Genomic DNA, 20,151 nt, shown 5'->3' on the forward strand with positions numbered 1-20,151 from the left:
TTGAAAAATAAATAGGCATTAAGGCTTCTATTGTTAGTTATTCATTTCTAGTTTTAATGCTTATCGGATACCTTGCTAGTAGAAAACCTCCATGAATCGAGCTTGCGAACTCAACAAAACAAATTAAGTGGTTGAAACCACTTTTGAATAACTCTCCGTTTCCATTAGTGAGGGATGAATCCCTCACCAATTGGTTCTATGCAAAGAATGAAGCTTTTTAAAAACTAATTCTATTGATGTGGGATTCATCCCACATTCAAAAGAATTAATAGTTATACATTCCCTCTTCTCCAGCTTAATAACCACTTTCTTCACATCAAAACCAAGCGTTTTACTACTCTCAAAAATCATCGATTTACGTTTCCTTTCTTTCACATCATAATCTCCACTAAATTGAAAAGTTTGTTGCTCTACTTCTTCGGTATAGAAATCTTCACAATCCTCTGGATCTACAATTCTAGAAATGGTGAACAGTTTGGTTAGTAAACTTGAAATTTTAGTTATTTCTTTCAATCTTGATTTTTACCTCTTTTCCTTTAAATCCAATAGTATTTAAACTATTGAATTCCATTAAATCCTTTTTATGTTTAATTACCTCATACTTACCTGAAAGAAAATAGCATTGAAAATCTAAATCCTCTGGAGGAGTTGTGCAATTCACACATGTCGGATCTTTATAAACAATTTCGAAAGTCTTTCCTTTATCTTGAAACTGCCACTGAAAAGTAGCATTTTCACCATTACTTGTCCATTGAATTTTAGGAATGGAATCATAAATGTTAACGTCTTGTTCTACAAGCCAATTTCCATAATAACCATAAGATTCATCATCTACAGTTAAATTAGTTATGGTCCAATTATCACCCTTCATCAGCTTTTTCGAGAATCGTTTTTCTTTGTTACATGAAGAAACTAATAATAGTGTAACAACAAAATATAATAAATATCTCATACTATTTTTTTAGTAGACGTTTAGTAATATTTCCTGATGCTGCATTTATATTCTTCATAACCGGAAGAGGAATACCTGCGAAAAACATATTTGTGGTTTCATATCCCTCCCATAGGCCATCCCACCCCGTACCTGGCTCATCATAAACTTGATTCACATCCGATTTATTTAAGTAATATAAATTATCATCACCATTAGATAGTGGTGGTAATGAATTATTAGTAGGATCATCTGGGTCAGTACTAACCTCATTAATACATTCAGTTTGAGCCTTGCTGGAAAAAACACAAAAGGTCAAAATTAAAATAGTTAAATACCTCATTTTAAATGATTTTTATATGATTAATTTATAGTTGTCTACCTACATAATAAAAAGAAGCAATTGATGGACTGTTCCCAACAACTTCAATTCTTACTTCCCCTGACAGTTGATGCCATAATCTAACTTGTTGTGAACCTGTTGCATACCTGATTTCACGATAATTAGTATACAATTGACTTGATTTATTTAATATATCATTTCCTTGTCCATCATAGTTAAACATATCTATAACCAAATTATTGGTATTGTCAAGTCTAAAATCAACATTAATATGAACACTATCAGAACCATTTCTTTCTTTCACCCTAAATGTACCTTGCAACAAATAAGTAGAGTCACGAACATCATGACTAGATACATTAATATATTTAACAATAGAATCATAACCATCATCATTTGGGAAGCAAATAGAATTAGGATCTTTTTTAACAACACAAATTATGGATAAAGATTGACCAGCATAATTTGCCCCAAAATATCTTTCAACTTCCTGCTCACCAGAGATGGTTTCTTGTCCTAAATACCAAGTCACATGTGCATCTTTTTCTAATGCAGAAAAACGAACAGTCTTGTCTTGTATAATTGTGTCAGTGTTGGTGTAAAAGTTTAAGGGAGCAGCAGAACTAGACGTACGTTCTTCCATCAAAAAATCAGCACTGATTTCTTTAGAGCAGTCACAAGCATTTTGAGGGTCATTAATTTCAGGCTGTTCTTTCCTACAAGAAAATAAAACAAGTAAAAACACAGAAGTGAGCAGTAGTATTTTTATTAAAGTTTTCATAGCTTTTTTAAATTACGAATGATTAATTATCAATTACGAATCCAATTAAAATGATTTAAGAAAAGTGCATCATAACCATTTGAATTAATATCATTTGGTAGATTTGAATTCGTTGGTGAGTTTGGGTTCGTGCTCACGTTATTAATACAAGGAAAGGTTTGCGCCCATATTGTAAAAGACATTAATGTCAGTAAAATAGTTGCTATTGTTTTCATACATTTCTAATTTATTTTTCTACCGAAAATATGTTTATTGATTTCTTGATTTGGATCTCAATTAATTACAAGTTCAGGCGCCTCTGTTGCCAATAAAGCAAAAGTTAAAGCATTAGCTCCGCCTGCTGTAATTAAATTTGCTCCAAATTTCACAGCAATACTGCCCCACTTTAATATAGCAAGATTTTTTTTCACTTTTTTATTATGAGAAGCATTAGCTGTTATCGTTGAATCATAAACCTCAAGTTTCTTAATGTAACCATCTATAAGACCTTGCATTTCACCATAAATTACGAAACCACCTTCTGCCTCTGATGAACCATGTTTCTTAAAATTTGATAAATAATCTCCATGAAGTAATTCATCATCATTAGCACCACCTATTATTTCTTTTTCAATTTCAATTCCTCCACCATGCAGAGTTAATTTATCATTTCTTACTAAATCATAGTTAAAGCTTAAAGAAGAAGGCCATTTACAAACACATGGATCAAATGCCACTTGGAATTCAGCTACAAACCATTGATTTTTAACATTATTTGCCTCACACAATGCCGTGTATTCCCAAACCGTTGTTTTCTGATCTAAAGATTTATCTATTCCATCTGCCAATCTTAACATGCCATTTAAGTTTTCACCTTGGATTTTCCTATTTATTACTAAATTAACTCTGATGGACTGCCAATAGTTCTCTGTTGCCCATTCTTCACCAACCTTAGCATGAATTCTGATTTTCCCTGTGAACTTATTATATAAAATAATATATGGCTTTGTTTGATAGGTATTTGTTGAATTATAATCTTCATTCGAATTTTCAAAAGGCTCCATATTAGGATAGTAACCTAGATTTACTGCTAATAATTCCCAACCATTTTCATGAGTTGGCCATAAATTGGAAAAGACTTCACTTTGTAAATAGTCATAAAAGCTCGACATACCATCATTATGAGTATGCAGCATAGTATTATTATTTTGATTAAAAAACGGCATATTATCGGTAACATAACCATTTAACAAACCACTTGGTGAAGTTGGAAACCAATCAAAATTATTCAAAAATAAATCGCCATAATCAGGACTTGGAGAGTTAGTTGGCAAACTATTATTGGTTGGATTATTATGATTCGTACTTACTCCATTTACATAATTTGTTTCTTGAGTACTTGCATAATTTAATAATAATGCAAACCCAATTGATAAGAATATTTTTTTCATAAGATTTTAGTTTTAAGGCAATTTCCTACCGAAGTATGATTTTGAAATTAAAGGTTGACCTGAGACCTCACGATAACGTAACTTCAAAGTAAACTCATTTTGTAAATTAATTTCGGCAAAGTCAATATTAACATTACTGCAACTATCAAAGGGAGTAGCGTTATCAGTCCTTAATCCTCTGTAATTTCTTTCTACATCGTGATAATAGGCCGAACATGTTGAGCCATTTCCGTCGTAATTAACAACATCATAGAAGCTACAACCCATCGCTGGTGGATAGGCATTCTCATCATAATACAACCCCATAATTAAAGAATCTGTTGAGTTTTCCAAAGCTACTTTAAACTCGCCATCTAATAAATGTGTAGAACATCGGTCATAAATATTAAACGTTTTGGTAATCGAATCATATCCGTCATCATTTGGGAAACAAACTTTATTCGGTTCTTTCTTCACAACAAGTGTTATTGGAATTGTTTGATTTGTCCATTGACTGTCAAAATTTTTATATACTTCTTTGTCTGACTCCACATCAGTACCTATATACCAAGTATATTCTGCATCATCTTCTAAAGCTCTAAAATCCACTCTTTTCCCAGATAACACATGGTCAGTTTTTGTTTCTAAAGCTAAAGATGAGTTAAAAGCTCTTTCCCATATATCAAAATCAGCACTTACCTCACTCGCACAATCACAAGGATCCGCAGTCTTTTTTATTTCCAACTGCTCCTTTTTACAAGAAAATAATACGAGAAAAAACACAGAAGTGAGTAGTAGTATTTTTATTAAAGTTTTCATAGCATTTGTTTAATTTTCAATTACGAATTAATAATTACGAATTCGATCACTCTCAGGTAAAAAATTCAAGTTACATTTATTTTGAGAATTCTAGAATTATTTTTTCAAGGCGAGTGATACGTTCTTGCAATGCAGACTCTTCTTCATCGGTTGAATTATCATAATTATCTGGATCGGTTGAAATTGTATTAATTGGACAACCATCTTCTGGAACTGTATTATCTTGTGCTAATATTATTGAACTTAAACACATAGATATTGATATAATCATTCTTTTCATAATATTATTGTTTAAACCCTATAAATACTTCATTATCAAAATATTGAACAACATCAAAACTACCATCATCCTTAAGCTTTTTTGCAGAAAATTTAACTATTAGCTTATTGTTGTTTCTTAAAATCCCACTTGACTTGATAGATTCGAAACGATAATATGTACCCGGATCACCGTAAGCTTCAGAGATCCCCTCAAAAGATAAAGTGTTGAGACTGGCAAAAATATCAAATTGGTTTCCCTCAGGTAGATTTTTAATTCCATAAGTTATATAGTCATTATTAACATATGATGTAAATGTGTCTATATAAACCGTGAAATAATGAAAGGGATCTGATTTCAAATAACCATAATATTCACCTACCAATGGTGGCGACATTAATGATTTTATACATAGAGACTTTACTATTGTATCTATTCCATCATCATTGGGAAAGCATTCAGTTCTAGGCTCTGAATTAACTATAAGTCTAACGTCAATTACACCTACAGTATCTGAAAAATATAAACCAAAGTTAGGTGAATCAATTGTGGAGATTTTGCTGCCAACTTGCCACTCATAAGTTAAAGCATTTTGGTCTTTTGCCCTAAAATTAATGTAAAGATTTGTGTTTAGACTGTGTGGCAATCCTTGTTCATAATTCATGTACATATGAACTGTATCGAGCTGGACAAATTCATCCTTATAGAATTGACCTGTTTCAAAGTCAGCAGTGACTTCTCCAAGACAATCACAAGCATTAGTTGGGTCATTAATAAAAGGCTGTTCTTTTTTACAAGACAAAATGATTAGCGCTATCAAAGGTAAAATAAAAATAATTCTCATCTTTCCATACTTTTTATTACTTATGTAATATGTTTTAATTAATTGTCTTCCAAAGCTTTCATTCGTTCTTCTAATAGTAGCACATACAAAGTCAATTCCTCAACTTTTTCAACTAAAAGTCTATTGATCTCCCCTATATCAGCTCCATTCTCTTTTACTTCAACAGCCGTTGGCATGTTTGGAAGATGTTAATATTAGCTAAAGTTAAGTTAAAAACAAGTTTTTTTGAGCGCATTTCACAAGAAAAACAATAAGTACTTAAACAGTATCACTCTACAAAATGTTAAAATTTATTCGAAGTCCCCATTTTTAGTTTTTTATCCGATTTCAATCAGATTTTAGTTTGTTATTTTTACTTGCGCCCGATAAAAACTTCAGAATTTGTGAAATTATTTAATTAAATTCTAGTGAACTATTCCAATGTATACGTTAGTTTTTCGTAAATACTCATTTCGAAGCGTTTGGGATTCCACAGTGAAATATGAGTTTTCATGCAGAATTGCATTTCTTACAAAGAGCCGTAGCGAAGCAAGCCCATGACAGCCATTGAAAAGAAATAATATTGAATAAATATAGCATTCAGCATTAGAAACCACGAAGTAGCAGCGAAGCTAATCTCATGGTGCGCAGCATTCGCCTTGGAGTTCCATTGATTTTTTTGTTTCGTTTTTTTATCAAGAAAAAAATGAACCGATACGAAGTGAGCTCATGAGGACCTTGAAGAGGTATAAAAGACTGAATAAAAGAAAGATTTTACTAAGCACAAACATTGGTTGATGAGTAAACATTTTTTAATCGAGCAATGGTGATTCATTCAAAACAAAAAATCCCATCAACATTGCTGTTAATGGGATTTACTATTTTTAAACTCTAGTTAAAACTATTGTTCTCTAATGCTGTATGCGTTTTTGTTCCCCATTTCTGCAGCAGAGTATGCAATAGAATTGAAATCTAAATCTCTTAAGATATCACGTGCAGTAAAAATAATACCCATTGGTACTTTCTCATCTGCCTTGAAACAAGTGATAATGTTTTCTTTAGGATCTGTCATTTCAGCTGGTTTCTCATTGAATTTAGCTGTCTTCCATCTTCCAATGTAGTTAATTCCATCAGGATGTAATAAACCATCATATTGAACAGCTACACCTTTATCAAATTTACTTGCATCACCCGCTAAAGGTTCTCCAAGGTAAACGAAATCAACTGTAGAACGTTGCTTAAATGGTGTTAAATCCGTTACCCCCACACCTTGTGCTGGAATAACTTTCACCAATGGATCAATCTCCTTTGTAGTTGTTGCTACCATGAAGAAGAACAAAAGCATAAAAACGATATCTGGAAGAGAAGAAGTATTAATCGCCGGAGCGGGTTTACCTCCATCTTTTTTAAATTTTGACATAATTAACGTTTTGGTTTAACTTCAATTAATGAAAGTGGATACAAAGTTTCTATCAACTCAGCATGTTTTTTATACTGACGCAATTCAGGAGTATCTTCTAAAGCATTGGTCTGAATGTAACGATTCATTGTCGTCCATGAAACACCAAATAAAGCTTCAGATTCTTCATCACGCAATTCAGTAACTGCACGTTGAACTTCCGATTGTACTGCAACATAAGCCGAATAATCAGTATCTACAAAAGATTCCAATCTGATATGAGCTTCAAAAGCGATTTCAGGCATTTCTTGTTTACCACTGTATTGGGTATAAAGATTCATCATGTTCAACTTTTGCTGCCATTTATCAATTGCTGCCGTCGTTTGTTCAATCATCTTTTGAGTTCTATCATCCTGAACTTCCTGAGCTTCAAGAGCATCCAATCGATTGAATTGATTATTCAAGTTAGTTGAATACAACTCTTTACTACCATAAGCATAATAAGGATAGTTCAATGCTCTATCTGTTTTTTTACCTCTGTTAATCAAGTAAAAATGCTTAATTCTGCTGTTTAGTGTTGAGATATCTTCAGGCTTGATAATTGAATCTCTCGCTTGAATTACCTGCTTACTATTGATTACAATTTTGTAGATATTCTTTTCTTCCACTGGTGGCGGAGTCACTAATGACTCAACCTTTTTAGGGATTTTACGCAAGTAAGCCGTATCCTTGTCCATTGTTGTTGTAACAAGGAAAAAGATAAGTAACAAGAAGGCGATATCCGCCATCGAACCTGCATTAATTTCCGGTACTACTCGCTTTGCCATTCCTATTAGTTCTTAATTAATTTAACAATTAGTCCCATAAACATTGCCAATGCTGAACATACAGCTAAACCAATAATAGCGGTATAAATTCCTGCATGGGTAAAGTTAATTGTGGACTCACTTGCCGTAATATCACCAACAACACCTAAAGATTCTACTGTATCAGTTGAACCGATAGAATACAAGATGAAGAATAAAACAGCAGCCACAACAATCCCTAAAATAGATTTTATTGCTTGAACTGGGCGTGTAACAAGTAAAACAACGAAGAACACTAGAACTAAAATTACAGCAAGAATAATTGCATAAAAGCTAATATTCGTTACTCCACTAAAAGCAAAGCTTTCCATGAAATTTTGTTTTACCAACTCATCACTATCAGCATTAACTCCTGAAGTCATAACGATAAAACCGAATATTAAAGCTGGAACTGCAATTACAATCTTAATGATTAGTCCCAATACGTTCAATTTTTTTTCATTATCCATTATATATGGTTTTTTTAAAGTGAATAAAATAGACGCTGGTAAGATTACCTTTGACCAACTTTATATTTAATCATCATATCTACCAATGTAATTGATGAATTTTCCATTTCATTTACAATTCCATCCACCTTAGCAACGATGTAATTATAAAAAATTTGAAGAATAATAGCTGAAATCAAACCAAATACTGTTGTTAAAAGTGCTACCTGAATACCACCTGCAACTGTAATTGGAGATACTTGACCATCTTCAACAATTTTCTCAAAGGCTTGAATCATCCCGATTACAGTACCCATAAACCCAAGCATTGGTGCAAGAGCAATAAATAAAGAAATCCAAGAAATACCTTTTTCTAAAAGTCCCATTTGAACACCACCGTAAGCAACAACAGTTTTCTCAACAGCTTCTACACCTTCATCGGCTCTTGCAAGACCTTGGTAGAAGATAGACGCAATTGGTCCTCTTGTGTTACGACAGATTTCTTTAGCACCTTCAATATCACCTTTAGCGATAGCTGCTTCTACATCTGCTAAGAATTTCTTAGTGTTGATAGAAGAAAGATTAAGGTAAACAATACGCTCAATACATAAAGCAATACCGATGATCAAAGCAATAAGTACGATACCCATCCAAAATGGATCACCCTCGATAAACTTCTTCTTAAGAGTTGAAGTAAAACCTACTTCTTTCTCAACTTCTGCTTCCTCTACTTCTTCAACAGGCGCTTCCATTTCTGGCATTGGCTCTGCAGAAATAGCTTCCATTGATGACGTGTCATCTTGAAGCTCTACTCCGTCTTGATTTGCAGGGTCTTGTTGCTCTGCGAATGATACTGTGCTAAATCCGAATGTAAACATTCCGATGATTGCTAAAGAACTAACTATTTTTTTCATGTTCCAAAGATTAAAAATTAATCGTTTCTGTAAAATTATTAATACTACTTATTTATCTAAAAATTTACAAGTTAAACTGGCGGAGAGGGAGGGATTCGAACCCTCGGTTCCGATGAAGGAACACTCGCTTTCCAGGCGAGCCAATTCAGCCACTCTTGCACCTCTCCAATAACTTGTGCCTTTTCGACGGGCTAAAGTACAAAAAATTATTTATTCTAAAAGGAAAGAGCAACTCTTCTTCAAAATTCATTGAAAAATAAAACCGAAAAACATCAATTTAAACTGATTATTATTCATCCATTCTATTGCTAAAACCTTATAAATCAAAAAAATCCCTAATCATTTAAGATTAGGGATTAGCTCTATATTAAGATAATGTTAATTGACTACGGTTGTATAAGAACAGTAGCCTCATTTCTAATTTCTTCTTCAACTTTAATTATTCCAGCTCCAGATAAATTTCCTTTTCTAGCTCTGATGTCTAAAACCGCTACTCCTGCCTGACCTTCTTGATAAACTTCATTGTAATTAAAAAGGGCAACGCCTGATGCATCAGTATAAACGGTGTCTCTCCTTTCAACTGGTTGTGTAGGAAGAGTTGTTGAGGTTCCAAAAAGAATTACTCTTGCGTCAGGAACAATGGCATTTGCTGTATCTCTAACGGTAATTTTTGCAAAAGTATCTTGTTTCTTATTACAAGAACCGAGTCCTAAACTCATTCCGCCTAGCATCAATAGACAACTTGTAAATATGATATAATTTTTCATTAATTTAAATTTTCGATTCTAATAAATAAGTATTCCTCTATATCTAACGAGAGATATGCAAAGAAGTTGCTAATTATCCAATATAATAGTTTCTGTTGTCGTTAAATACTGCTTGGCTTTTGCTGTTCCTAACTTAGGAAACTCAGTAGTATCATAAACATAAACAGTGAAGTGCGCTATTTTATCGTCTTTCTTACCATATTCATCAAATAACTCATCCAACACAAACATAGCTACTCCTGATTCATTTGTTCTTACCTCATCTTTATATTCAGGAGTACCTTCGTTTTTATTAATATCAGAAACAATTCTTACATTAATATCTGGCATCAAAATATTAGCATTTGAACGGACATAAATTTTCAATACAGAAGGGTCCTTTTCAGTACATGAAGAAACCAAAACAAGGCTAATACCAAGGAATATAGACAAAATTGCATTCTTAAATTTCATAATTTTCATTTTTTTAGTGTGGCTAAGTTATGTAATAATTATTATTTTCTCTAATTACATGTAAATTTTCATGAAAAAAGTTGGGAATTGAGTAAGTACCGAGTTTTGAGTCTCGAGTCTAGAGTAGGCAGTTTTAAATATAGAGTCTAGAGTTTTAGGTATAGAATCTAGAGTTTGGAGTTTTGAGTAAGGCGGGATGACCACCTAATACTCGGCACCCGATTCTCAGAACTCAATACTAGAAACTCAGCACTTGCTTACTATCCAATATTATCAAAATTATCTCCTTATATATAGTTAACTTTTGGTTGTCATCAGTAGATTATGAAAAATAACTGCTAAATTTGCAGCTTATAACTTTGATTGTAAAGTATAATAAAGCGTAAAGATCATTTTAAGATGTCAGATATTCAAAATAAACTAGCAGAACTTTTAGAAGAAGTAAACAGTGCTTCAATAACTGATTCGGCTCAATTGGAGGAATTTAGGATTCGTTTTTTAGGAACTAAAAATTGCCTAAAACCACTTTTTTCAGAATTGAAGAATGTGCCAAATGAGGACAAAAAATTAGTTGGACAAAAAATCAACGAATTGAAAAATGCAGCTCAAACTGTTTTTGATCAATTTAATGAGCAACTTTCTAACGATTTAGGGAACGAGGAAAAAGTAGATTTCTCTAGACCAGGTGAACCAAATAATATTGGAGCGAGACATCCTATTAGTGTAATTAGAAAGGAGATTATTTCTATTTTCGAACGTATTGGGTATGGTGTTTCTGAAGGTCCAGAAGTTGAAGATGACTGGCATAACTTTACAGCTCTAAACTTCCCAGAGGAACATCCTGCTAGAGATATGCAAGACACATTCTTTGTGGAAACAGACGGAATAGAAATGGCATTGCGCACACATACATCATCTGTTCAGGTACGTGTTATGGAAAACAGTAAACCTCCAATTCGTACAATTTCTCCGGGTCGTGTATTTCGAAATGAATCTATTTCTGCTCGTGCACACTGTTTCTTCCACCAAGTAGAAGGTTTATTCATCGATAAAGACGTTTCTTTTGCGGACTTAAAGCAAACAATTTTGTTTTTCGCACAAGAAATGTTCGGTAAAAAGACTCAAATTCGTTTGCGCCCTTCTTATTTCCCTTTTACTGAGCCAAGTGCTGAAGTAGATGTGAGCTGCACAATTTGCAGCGGAAAAGGATGCAATGTTTGTAAATATACAGGTTGGTTAGAAATTTTAGGTTGCGGAATGGTAGACCCAAGTGTTTTGGAAGCTGCGAATATCGACCCAAAAGAATACAGTGGTTTTGCTTTTGGAATGGGAATAGAAAGAATTGCTCAATTGAAATATAGAGTGAATGATTTGCGTTTATATTCTGAAAACGATGTACGCTTTTTAAAACAATTTAAATCAGCATTTTAATATGGGACTATTTTCATTTAGCAAAAAATCGGAACAAAGTAAGATCAATTGGAATCACATTTCAACGGTTGAAGAATTGAAACAAGCAATTGCAGAGACAGAAAATGTAACCGGAATTTTCTTTAAGCATTCAACAAGATGCAGTATCTCATCAATGGCGTTAAATCGTTTTGAGTCAAGCTGGGAACAGGTTGATAACGCTAAATTGTATTTTATTGATTTGATTTCTAACCGTGAAGTTTCCAATACAATTAGTGAAATGACTGGAGTAATTCATCAATCTCCGCAGGTTATCGTAGTAAAAAATGGGAAAGAGATTTACAATGCTTCACATAACGGAATATCAGCTAGTGATATAAAAAATTCAATATAACATGATTCAAAAATTAGTTTCATTTACCGTTATCTTTTCTTTGCTTCTAATTTTACTAATAGGTTGTACCGGAGAAGAAGACATCAAAAGAGGAAGTTTAGTTCCTGCAAGATTCGAATTGCCATTTAATAATACGACCGTTCAACTTGGACAATCTATTCCTATTGAAGTGAGTATTGCTGCGCCATCCGAAGTGAAATCAATCAAAGTTTACACAAAGGATAGCGTGATTTATGAAGGGCCGATTGATGAAATTAAAAAAACTTTTGAAATCACAACTTCTACATGGAGTTTTGGAACGAATCAAGTGAGTCTTGAAACTACTATTAATGACGGAACGAAACGATTAGATCACAGGATCATAAAAGTGCTGCCGATTACTTTCCCAAAAGAATATTCTGCAGAAGTACTTACTGTTTTTCCACATGCTACTACTTCTTACACACAAGGACTTGAGTTTGATGGAGATCAGTTATATGAAGGTACAGGAGGAACTGGTGCAACAGGCAGAAGTATGGTTGCGAAAGTCAAATTAAATTCTGGCCGAATTCAAGAAAAGAAATTGCTTGATGAAAAGTATTTCGGAGAAGGAATTACCATAATGGGAGATAAATTGTATCAATTAACATGGCAAGAACACACTTGTTTTGTTTATGATAAAACGACACTTCAAGAATTAAGTCAATTTACATATACTGGTGAAGGCTGGGGAATATGTAACGATGGTGAACAATTAATCATGTCTGATGGTTCGGAACGCATCTATTTTAGAGATCCAAATACATTTGGTTTAAAAAGATCTATCGAAGTTTATACAAATGAAGGTCCAGTTAGGGGATTAAATGAATTGGAATTCATCGAAGGAAAGATTTATGCCAACGTTTATACGCAAAATCAAATAGTGATTATCGACCCAGCAACAGGCGCAGTAACTGGAAGAATTGACGCAAGTATTTTGGCATTAGACTACCGAAAAACTGGTGAAGTTTTAAACGGAATAGCATATAAGAAATCAACAAAGCAATTGTTCGTTACAGGAAAGAATTGGCCGAATTTATTAGAGATTGGGTTGGTTGCGGAGTAATTGTTAATGTTCAATGGTTAATTATTATCTGATAGTAATCAGATGGTTAACGTAAAAAGGACTTCAATTATAATGTCATGTTTTAATCATATGGGCTAGGTTTCAATTTTTGATTGACAATCGGACCTCAATACCCAAAACTCCATACTCTTCACTGTGTTTACAGTCGCCCTGCCAATGTCACCACCTTCCTTACGGTCTGTGTTTTACTTGAATCCAAATTAAACACATCGAACATTATAATATAAGGACCAATTGAGGCTTTCGTTCCATCTTCTCGGGTTCCCTCCCATTTTACAGTTCCTGTACCTCCTAACAATTCTCTTTTGAACAAAGTTTTAATTACCCTTCCTTTATCATCATAAATGATAAGATCTCCGAGTAAATCAGGAGATGAAACTTCATAAGTTAAGAGTAAAACATCCTCGAATCCATCACCGTCTGGTGAGAAAGATTTTGATGATAGTGATAACGTACCACCTTCCTGATTAGGTTTCATTGCTTGTGAATTAACTCTCCCTGGCGTGGCAAACCCAACTGTTTCACTGGCACTGTGCCAATTGGACTCGGAATTTGAAGGTTCATCAGCCGAAAAACGTTCTAAACTCACTCCTTTATCATCATTAATTAAAGAAAAGTGCCATTCATCACTGTAAGACACCTTGTCCATTATTGTGTCATTAAAAACCAAATAAACAGTAGATGAATCATTATTGTAACTTGGTAAGCTCGCCATTTGTAAGAATTTTCCAGGAATAGCAAATGGATAATTCATCAATTGGAAATTACTGTCTGTAGTTAAAACAACATAATCATTCGGCTCTAAGATGTAAGTTTTGGTGATTTGCTTTAAATTAGCAACTTCTTCATCATCAATATTACCTAATTCCCAATCTAGTAAATCAATATACTTGTCTGAATTATTGTAGATTTCTACAAAATCTGCTCCACCTGTCAATGGGTTAAACAATATTTCATTAATAATTAAATCTCCTTTTTCGGCGACTTGCGGAACAACAAAAGTTCCAGAATAGCTATTTGTGTTTCCTGAACAATCTGAAAAATTATTGATTTCGAAAGAATAAAGTTCTCCAGGATTAATGGTTTCGACAAATTCCAGAATAATTTCTGATGGATATTGCTCACTTAATATTCTAGTAGATATATTCAAAGCAGGAGTTGATGTAAATATTGCATTTTCCAGACTTAAGGAATCCATACCTTCCGAAAACTTAATCTTTAATCGATTAGGGAGTTCAGTTTCAAAACCAATTACTGTTGGACTTTGCGTATCTGGTGCATTCTCATAAACACTATTCTGAATTCCGGGAGTTCCACCTGAAAGATCTACACTAGCACTCCAATTATCTTTCGAGGAACATGCTAAATCTGGATTAATTCTTTCGATGCTCCAACCTCCATCTTCCTTCATTTCGTCATTATACCATTCATCGGTATACGAAATTTTGTCAACCACAATCCCTCCATCTGTAGCCAATTCAATATCATCGCCACTATTATTAAGCGAAGCCCAACTTGACACGATTGTAGCTTGCGGATAATCTGTTATTCCGCTTGAGGGAACTAAAATAAGATATTCGCCTGGCAACAACCAAACATCTTGAATTGTTCCCGAAGTATTATTGTCGCTTAGTTTCCAACCATCCAAATGAAAATATTTATTGCTTCGGTTATATAATTCTACAAATTCAACTTCTGGCAAGCCAACGACTGGCGATTCATCTGCAAGAAATTCATTGATAATTATGTCTCCAAACTCTGGAGTTTGTGCTACTACATATTGAAAAGTTTCATTTTGAGTTGTCATTGGATTTCCTGCAACATCTTCAACATTACTAGTTGTCAAACTATAAACGTCACCCACATTAAAAGGAGTTGCAAAATTTAGGGTAAACAAAGCTAAATTGGTTGCGTCTTGTTGAACAGAAATAGGATTTCCTATTCCATTATCCACAACATAATTGGAGACAACTTCTCCAGAAGATTGATCTATTCCTTCATCAAACAATACCTCCAATTCTGTAGAAGAAATTGGTGAAACAGATAAAATGGTTGGTGGAACGTTATCCACTTGAATTGGTCCAGCATAAAAATCATCGTAAGTAAATCGGTCTACATTACTTGAAGTGTATTTTAACCATATTCCTAAATGCTGACCTAAAACAGTAGCTGGATAATTTGCAGAGGCATCAAGCACATAATTATTTCCTCCTGCTAAATCCAAAAATAATTCCCAGTCACCATTTGCGTTATAAATTATTTTCACAGAGATATCAAATGAGGCTGCAACAATTCCAGGCGTACTTGTTAAAATTGTTGTTTCAACTCCACCACTTCTTTCGATTAATTCTATTGGATCATTCGATAGATTCTCACCTATTCTGAAATAAATACCATCTGGATCTGTCGATAAATCAGAGCTCGAAGCCGTTAGATATGTATTTCCTCTATTATTATCCGATGGACTGAATCCATAATCAATTGAAAATCTCCATTCTCTATCTTCCAATTGCGTTAAGTTATGCGGAGTGGACAAGTAACTATCACCCGCCGCTGCAGCGTCTAATTGCAATTCATTATTTGCGTTAACTATAAAGTCTGCGACATCACCTACCCACGTTGGATTATTCGTAAAATCTCCATCATCAAAAGAATCGGTCATTTGACTCCAACAAGAGAAGGTGAAAAAACTACAAAAAATGAAAAAGAGATGCTTCATAATAATTTAGTATCAAGAGTAGCAAAATACAAAAAACTATTACAAATATAAGCGGATTGAATGATTCTTAAAACTGTTTGTTGCAAAATGAAGTTGAAGTGAGGAAAGTACTTATGGAAATTTATCGAAGTATGAAAAATGGAAATCTAGACAAGAAATTAGAAGTTTTAAAGAAAAACGCATAAATTTCTCTCAATTACGCCCAACAATGTAAGATTTCTTTCAATTTCAATCATCCGCCCAATTAGAAAAATAATTACATTTGTAAAAACAGAAAAACATGAAAATTGCAATTGTCGGGGTAACAGGAATGGTAGGACAAGAAATGCTGAAAGTATTAGCAGAAATGAGTCTACCAATAACAGAATTAATTCCTGTAGCATCCAAAAAGTCGGCTGGGTCGAAAATTACTTTTGGTGGTCAAGAACACACAGTAGTTGATTTGGAAAAGGCGGTGGAGATGAAACCCGAGGTTGCATTATTTTCCGCTGGTGGAGATATCTCCTTAGAATGGGTTCCAAAATTTGCAGAAATAGGATGTCGAGTTGTCGATAATTCCTCTGCTTTTAGAATGGACGAAGACAAAAAGTTGATTATTCCAGAAATTAATGGTGATTTACTCACAAAAGACGATTACATTATCGCGAATCCAAACTGTTCAACAATTCAAATGTTAATTGCGTTAGCGCCATTACATGAATTATATTCTATTAAAAGAGTTGTTGTTTCTACCTATCAATCCATTTCAGGAACGGGTGCAAAAGCCGTAAAACAAATGGAAAATGAACGTGGCGAAGTAAAGGGCGAAATGGTTTATCCTTATCCAATTGATCAAAACGTTTTACCTCATTGTGATATTTTCTTAGAAAACGATTACACCAAGGAAGAAATGAAATTGGTGAATGAAACAAAGAAAATTTTAGACCCTGCAATTCGTTTAACTGCAACTGCAGTGCGTGTTCCTGTTCAAGGAGGACATTCTGAAGCGATAAACGTTTCTTTTGAAAAAGATTTTGATTTAACAGCAATTCGCAAAATTTATCACGAATCTCCTGCGATTTCTTTACAAGACAATCCAGAAACAAATACTTACCCGATGCCATTATACGCAAAAGGTAAAAATGATGTTTTCATTGGTCGATTAAGAAGAGATGAAAGTCAAGACAATACATTAAACATGTGGGTGGTTGCCGATAACTTACGAAAAGGAGCAGCCACAAATACAGTTCAAATCGTTCAAAAAATGATTGAGTTGAAGATTATTGAAATTGGGAAGTTTGCGTAAAGGCGTTTTGCAAAACGACCATACAATAACTGCTCTTTTGCACAAAATATGTTACCACGAAATGAAAACGCATGGTAACATATTTTAAAAACCATTTGAATTAAACCCAAATATCCCATGAGCCATTTCATCGACCGCATTGCTGACCATATTTTTTCTGAGCAAATTCCATTGGAACACCTTACCATCGTGCTTCCTTCGCAACGTGCCAAAAAGTATTTGCAACGGGCTTTATTTCGAGCTTATGGAAAACCGATTTTTTCTCCTAAAATAGTTACGATGAACCGTTGGGTTCAGGAATTATCTTCACTTCCGATTATTGAACCTACTCGCGCTTTGTTCAAATTGTATGACGTGCATTTAGAAGTCGACAAGGAAGAACCACAAACTTTAGATGAATTCTTTAAATGGGGAAAAACTTTGTTGAGCGATTTTGATGAAATGGATCGCTACCTCATCGATAGTAAAGACTTGTTTCGGAACTTAGCCGACATCAAGGACATCGAAAATTGGAGTTTTAATAGCGAGGAAGAACTTACAGAAGGTCAACATCGTTTTATGCGTTTTTGGGATTTACTCTCAGATTATCATCTACAATTCAACGAAAAATTGAAAAAAGATGGCGAATGTTATATGGGAATGGCCTATAGAAATTTGGCTACAAACATTGATGTCGCTTTTCAGGAAGATAAAGAAACACAGTTTATTTTTGCTGGATTTAATGCCCTTTCTCCTGCAGAAATTTCAATTATGAAACAATTGAAAAACATGGGAAGAGGTGAAATATTTGTCGATGCAGATGAATATTACCTCAACGATAAAAACCATGAAGCGGGACGATTTATTCGTGATTTGTTTAGCGAATTAAAAGTCAAAGAATTGTCTTTTGTAGTTGATAAAATCGGAAAAGAAAAGAAGAAAATTAACATTGTGAATTGTGCTCAACCTACAGGTCAAGCGAAAGTAAGTGCAACAATTTTACATGATCAAATTCCGCATGATGAATTGTCTGAAACTTTACTTTTACTCGCAGATGAGAAGTTGGTTGTTCCAGTGATGAAGAACATTCCAAAAAATGTAGAACAGACCAACATCACTTTAGGATTACCGTTGAAAAACACAGCGATTAAATCTTGGGTAGACATGTTGTTTACTGTACAAGAACATTATCAGCAATTCAACTCCAAACAGATTTACCACAAGGATTTCGTTCGGTTCATTAAACATCCTTTCATTACAGGATATTGTAATAAAGTAGAAATGCTTGCAATCACAAAAGTTGAACAGACGATTTTGAGTAAAAACTGGACCTTCATTTATTCAAAACAACTAAAATTAGGAGAGCGTATTTCTAAATTGATATCACTGTTTTTTACGCCTTGGAAAAGTACAGACAAAGAATACTCATTAGAACAAATTAGAACATTAAATCAAACGATTTATCAAGGACTCGATAATGACGAAAATGCGATAGAAAGATCCATTTTGTACCATTTTGATCGTTCCTTGGTCAAATTAGAGTCGGTTTTAGCAGAATTTAAGCCAGATTTACGATTAGGAACTTTCAAATCCTTGTTTAATCAGCATTGGGTAAATGAAAGTATTGCTTATTACGGAAATCCCCTTGATGGACTACAAGTAATGGGATTATTGGAAACACGATTAATAGATTTCAAAAACATGATTGTCGTGGGATTAAATGACGGAAGTATGCCACCAACGAATGCTATTCAGACAATAATTCCAATGGATTTAAGGAAGTACCACAATTTGCCAACACCAAGGGAAAAACAAGGTCTTTTTGCACATCATTTTTACCGTTTGTTACACCATGTAGAAAACTGCTGGATTACCTTTTCATCGGCAGATAGAGACATGGGTGGTGTGGACGAACCTTCACGTTACATCATGCAATTGCAGTTGGAACTTTCGCGTGTAAATCCCTTGATTGAGTTCAATAATTCTGACTACACTATTTCCAACGAAGAGGAAGAAAGTGAAGGTTTAACGGTTTCAAAAACGGCCGCTGTTTTGAGTCGTTTGGATGATTATTTTGGTCGTAGAACTTCCGCTTCTGCAATAAAAACGGCTTTGCGTTGTCCTTTAGATTTCTATTACAAATACCTTCTTGGTTTTGGTGAAGAAGACAAAGTTGAAGAAGAAATTGAAGCGAGTACTTTTGGAGATTTTATTCACAAAACACTTGAGACTTTATATGATGATTTCGCACAATTAGACAAAGACGGAAACAAGAAAGAGCACCACAAATCATTGGCTGAAATTGATATCGACAACATGATTCACAAGCAAGGTGCGGTGATGAAACAGCACTTTTATGAATTCTTCAATTACGAACAAAATCAAAATCTGGAAGGAAAAAATTTCTTAAGTTTAGAGATCGCCCAACATTTAACCGAACGTTTTTTACAGAAAGAAAAGAAGAGTTTAAAAGACCACAAAGGGCATTTATTTATCGTGAGTTTGGAAATGGAATTGACCAAAACTTTGAACCTCAACATTCATGGTAAGAAAAAAGAAGTAAATTTTATCGGATTTATTGACAGAATCGATGATTTTGAAGGAAAAAAGCGAATTATCGACTATAAATCGGGAAAATGTACCGAAACCGATGTGAAATTGACAAAAGCTACTTCAAAAGCCAAAAGCGAAGAAGATGTGGTAATTGAGTTCATCAAAAAATTAAAAAGCAGTAAGTACGTTTTCCAAATGCTGGTATATAACATGTTGTTTTTTGAGAAATTTGGTGAATATCCTGACAAGGTTGGAATTATCTCAATGGTGAATCTGAATGATGGTCCGTTTTATTTAGACAATCAAATGACAGACACAATTGAAGAGTTAATGGATTTATTTGAGAAGGCACTGACGAAGATTGTGAGTGATTTGTATGATACTTCGGTGGACTTTGAACATGATGTGAAGAGTGATTATTGCGATTATTGTGAAGGGTAGGGAGAGGTTCTAAGGAGAGGGTGAGGAACTTCGAAAATCGACTCATTTCAACGAGGTAAATGCTGTGGTTCCG

General features: G+C 33.9%; 22 protein-coding genes and 1 tRNA gene. 5 read left to right on the top strand and 18 right to left on the bottom strand.

Annotated features, from left to right (window positions below):
• Positions 1 to 183: 183 nt before the first annotated feature.
• The 17 genes from C6368_RS01520 to C6368_RS01595 all read right to left on the bottom strand — a co-directional run bounded on the left by C6368_RS01520 (position 184) and on the right by C6368_RS01595 (position 10,192).
• Positions 184 to 513, bottom strand: coding sequence for a hypothetical protein (locus C6368_RS01520; protein ID WP_107037403.1), 330 nt, complete (start codon positions 511 to 513; stop codon positions 184 to 186).
• Complete coding sequence (locus tag C6368_RS01525) at positions 497 to 952, bottom strand: hypothetical protein (protein ID WP_159038362.1); 456 nt, start codon at positions 950 to 952, stop codon at positions 497 to 499. The genes C6368_RS01520 and C6368_RS01525 overlap by 17 nt, the downstream gene beginning before the upstream one ends.
• Position 953: 1 nt before the next feature.
• Entirely contained in the window at positions 954 to 1,274 is a 321-nt protein-coding gene (locus C6368_RS01530; RefSeq protein WP_107037405.1) for a hypothetical protein, read from the bottom strand.
• A gap of 25 nt (positions 1,275 to 1,299) precedes the next feature.
• On the bottom strand, positions 1,300 to 2,055 hold the full coding sequence (locus tag C6368_RS01535; protein WP_107037406.1) for a hypothetical protein: 756 nt from the start codon (positions 2,053 to 2,055) through the stop codon (positions 1,300 to 1,302).
• A gap of 29 nt (positions 2,056 to 2,084) precedes the next feature.
• Positions 2,085 to 2,270, bottom strand: a complete 186-nt coding sequence (locus C6368_RS01540; protein WP_107037407.1) for a hypothetical protein — start codon at positions 2,268 to 2,270, stop codon at positions 2,085 to 2,087.
• Between the two features lie 57 nt (positions 2,271 to 2,327).
• Complete coding sequence (locus tag C6368_RS01545; protein ID WP_107037408.1) at positions 2,328 to 3,485, bottom strand: hypothetical protein; 1,158 nt, start codon at positions 3,483 to 3,485, stop codon at positions 2,328 to 2,330.
• Between the two features lie 12 nt (positions 3,486 to 3,497).
• A complete protein-coding gene (locus tag C6368_RS01550) occupies positions 3,498 to 4,283 on the bottom strand; it encodes a hypothetical protein (protein ID WP_107037409.1) in 786 nt (261 codons plus the stop codon).
• A 76-nt stretch (positions 4,284 to 4,359) separates the two neighbouring features.
• Positions 4,360 to 4,554, bottom strand: coding sequence for a hypothetical protein (locus C6368_RS01555; protein WP_159038363.1), 195 nt, complete (start codon positions 4,552 to 4,554; stop codon positions 4,360 to 4,362).
• A 13-nt stretch (positions 4,555 to 4,567) separates the two neighbouring features.
• On the bottom strand, positions 4,568 to 5,386 hold the full coding sequence (locus tag C6368_RS01560) for a hypothetical protein (RefSeq protein WP_107037411.1): 819 nt from the start codon (positions 5,384 to 5,386) through the stop codon (positions 4,568 to 4,570).
• Positions 5,387 to 5,424: 38 nt separating this feature from the next.
• Positions 5,425 to 5,562 (bottom strand): hypothetical protein, encoded by a 138-nt coding sequence (locus tag C6368_RS17195; RefSeq protein WP_159038364.1) that lies wholly within the window; start codon positions 5,560 to 5,562, stop codon positions 5,425 to 5,427.
• A gap of 704 nt (positions 5,563 to 6,266) precedes the next feature.
• Positions 6,267 to 6,785, bottom strand: coding sequence for an ExbD/TolR family protein (locus C6368_RS01565; RefSeq protein ID WP_107037412.1), 519 nt, complete (start codon positions 6,783 to 6,785; stop codon positions 6,267 to 6,269).
• Between the two features lie 2 nt (positions 6,786 to 6,787).
• Positions 6,788 to 7,591 (bottom strand): ExbD/TolR family protein, encoded by an 804-nt coding sequence (locus tag C6368_RS01570; protein ID WP_107037413.1) that lies wholly within the window; start codon positions 7,589 to 7,591, stop codon positions 6,788 to 6,790.
• A 5-nt stretch (positions 7,592 to 7,596) separates the two neighbouring features.
• The gene (locus C6368_RS01575; RefSeq protein WP_107037414.1) at positions 7,597 to 8,079 is read right to left on the bottom strand and encodes a hypothetical protein; all 483 of its coding nucleotides are present in this window, start codon (positions 8,077 to 8,079) and stop codon (positions 7,597 to 7,599) included.
• A gap of 44 nt (positions 8,080 to 8,123) precedes the next feature.
• Positions 8,124 to 8,972, bottom strand: a complete 849-nt coding sequence (locus C6368_RS01580) for a MotA/TolQ/ExbB proton channel family protein (RefSeq protein WP_107037415.1) — start codon at positions 8,970 to 8,972, stop codon at positions 8,124 to 8,126.
• Between the two features lie 77 nt (positions 8,973 to 9,049).
• A tRNA-Ser gene (locus C6368_RS01585) sits at positions 9,050 to 9,139 on the bottom strand.
• A gap of 219 nt (positions 9,140 to 9,358) precedes the next feature.
• On the bottom strand, positions 9,359 to 9,739 hold the full coding sequence (locus C6368_RS01590; RefSeq protein ID WP_159038365.1) for a hypothetical protein: 381 nt from the start codon (positions 9,737 to 9,739) through the stop codon (positions 9,359 to 9,361).
• Positions 9,740 to 9,808: 69 nt separating this feature from the next.
• A complete protein-coding gene (locus tag C6368_RS01595) occupies positions 9,809 to 10,192 on the bottom strand; it encodes a hypothetical protein (RefSeq protein ID WP_159038366.1) in 384 nt (127 codons plus the stop codon).
• Between the two features lie 408 nt (positions 10,193 to 10,600).
• On the opposite strand from C6368_RS01595, the gene pheS reads away from it, so the two are divergent.
• From pheS to C6368_RS01610, 3 genes are read left to right on the top strand one after another with little or no spacing between them, the layout of a single operon-like run.
• Positions 10,601 to 11,623 carry a phenylalanine--tRNA ligase subunit alpha gene (pheS, locus tag C6368_RS01600; RefSeq protein ID WP_107037448.1) on the top strand — a complete coding sequence of 341 codons (1,023 nt, stop codon included), beginning with the start codon at positions 10,601 to 10,603 and terminating at the stop codon, positions 11,621 to 11,623.
• A 1-nt stretch (position 11,624) separates the two neighbouring features.
• Positions 11,625 to 11,996, top strand: a complete 372-nt coding sequence (ytxJ, locus tag C6368_RS01605) for a bacillithiol system redox-active protein YtxJ (protein WP_107037418.1) — start codon at positions 11,625 to 11,627, stop codon at positions 11,994 to 11,996.
• A 1-nt stretch (position 11,997) separates the two neighbouring features.
• Positions 11,998 to 13,080, top strand: coding sequence for a glutaminyl-peptide cyclotransferase (locus C6368_RS01610; protein WP_107037419.1), 1,083 nt, complete (start codon positions 11,998 to 12,000; stop codon positions 13,078 to 13,080).
• Between the two features lie 160 nt (positions 13,081 to 13,240).
• Here C6368_RS01610 and C6368_RS01615 read toward each other — a convergent pair whose 3' ends face one another.
• A complete protein-coding gene (locus tag C6368_RS01615) occupies positions 13,241 to 15,820 on the bottom strand; it encodes a lamin tail domain-containing protein (protein ID WP_107037420.1) in 2,580 nt (859 codons plus the stop codon).
• Between the two features lie 280 nt (positions 15,821 to 16,100).
• Here C6368_RS01615 and C6368_RS01620 point away from each other — a divergent pair, with 280 nt between their 5' ends.
• Both C6368_RS01620 and C6368_RS01625 read left to right on the top strand, forming a co-directional pair.
• Positions 16,101 to 17,105 (top strand): aspartate-semialdehyde dehydrogenase, encoded by a 1,005-nt coding sequence (locus tag C6368_RS01620; RefSeq protein ID WP_107037421.1) that lies wholly within the window; start codon positions 16,101 to 16,103, stop codon positions 17,103 to 17,105.
• A 117-nt stretch (positions 17,106 to 17,222) separates the two neighbouring features.
• A complete protein-coding gene (locus C6368_RS01625) occupies positions 17,223 to 20,078 on the top strand; it encodes a PD-(D/E)XK nuclease family protein (protein ID WP_107037422.1) in 2,856 nt (951 codons plus the stop codon).
• The last annotated feature ends 73 nt before the right edge of the window (positions 20,079 to 20,151 follow it).

The sequence above is a fragment of the Brumimicrobium mesophilum genome (assembly GCF_003025005.1).
GTDB classification, from domain to species: domain Bacteria; phylum Bacteroidota; class Bacteroidia; order Flavobacteriales_D; family Crocinitomicaceae; genus Brumimicrobium; species Brumimicrobium mesophilum.

Bases quoted from the DNA above. Each gene is read 5' to 3' on its own strand.
- C6368_RS01615 (WP_107037420.1), bottom strand. From the start codon at position 15,820: ATGAAGCATCTCTTTTTCATTTTTTGTAGTTTTTTCACCTTCTCTTGT.
- C6368_RS01575 (WP_107037414.1), bottom strand. From the start codon at position 8,079: ATGGATAATGAAAAAAAATTGAACGTATTGGGACTAATCATTAAGATT.
- ytxJ (WP_107037418.1), top strand. From the start codon at position 11,625: ATGGGACTATTTTCATTTAGCAAAAAATCGGAACAAAGTAAGATCAAT.
- C6368_RS01610 (WP_107037419.1), top strand. From the start codon at position 11,998: ATGATTCAAAAATTAGTTTCATTTACCGTTATCTTTTCTTTGCTTCTA.
- C6368_RS01570 (WP_107037413.1), bottom strand. From the start codon at position 7,591: ATGGCAAAGCGAGTAGTACCGGAAATTAATGCAGGTTCGATGGCGGAT.
- C6368_RS01540 (WP_107037407.1), bottom strand. From the start codon at position 2,270: ATGAAAACAATAGCAACTATTTTACTGACATTAATGTCTTTTACAATA.
- C6368_RS17195 (WP_159038364.1), bottom strand. From the start codon at position 5,562: ATGCCAACGGCTGTTGAAGTAAAAGAGAATGGAGCTGATATAGGGGAG.
- C6368_RS01580 (WP_107037415.1), bottom strand. From the start codon at position 8,972: ATGAAAAAAATAGTTAGTTCTTTAGCAATCATCGGAATGTTTACATTC.
- C6368_RS01595 (WP_159038366.1), bottom strand. From the start codon at position 10,192: ATGAAATTTAAGAATGCAATTTTGTCTATATTCCTTGGTATTAGCCTT.
- C6368_RS01590 (WP_159038365.1), bottom strand. From the start codon at position 9,739: ATGAAAAATTATATCATATTTACAAGTTGTCTATTGATGCTAGGCGGA.
- C6368_RS01545 (WP_107037408.1), bottom strand. From the start codon at position 3,485: ATGAAAAAAATATTCTTATCAATTGGGTTTGCATTATTATTAAATTAT.
- C6368_RS01565 (WP_107037412.1), bottom strand. From the start codon at position 6,785: ATGTCAAAATTTAAAAAAGATGGAGGTAAACCCGCTCCGGCGATTAAT.
- C6368_RS01560 (WP_107037411.1), bottom strand. From the start codon at position 5,386: ATGAGAATTATTTTTATTTTACCTTTGATAGCGCTAATCATTTTGTCT.
- C6368_RS01625 (WP_107037422.1), top strand. From the start codon at position 17,223: ATGAGCCATTTCATCGACCGCATTGCTGACCATATTTTTTCTGAGCAA.
- C6368_RS01550 (WP_107037409.1), bottom strand. From the start codon at position 4,283: ATGAAAACTTTAATAAAAATACTACTACTCACTTCTGTGTTTTTTCTC.
- C6368_RS01525 (WP_159038362.1), bottom strand. From the start codon at position 952: ATGAGATATTTATTATATTTTGTTGTTACACTATTATTAGTTTCTTCA.
- C6368_RS01620 (WP_107037421.1), top strand. From the start codon at position 16,101: ATGAAAATTGCAATTGTCGGGGTAACAGGAATGGTAGGACAAGAAATG.
- C6368_RS01535 (WP_107037406.1), bottom strand. From the start codon at position 2,055: ATGAAAACTTTAATAAAAATACTACTGCTCACTTCTGTGTTTTTACTT.
- C6368_RS01530 (WP_107037405.1), bottom strand. From the start codon at position 1,274: ATGAGGTATTTAACTATTTTAATTTTGACCTTTTGTGTTTTTTCCAGC.
- C6368_RS01555 (WP_159038363.1), bottom strand. From the start codon at position 4,554: ATGATTATATCAATATCTATGTGTTTAAGTTCAATAATATTAGCACAA.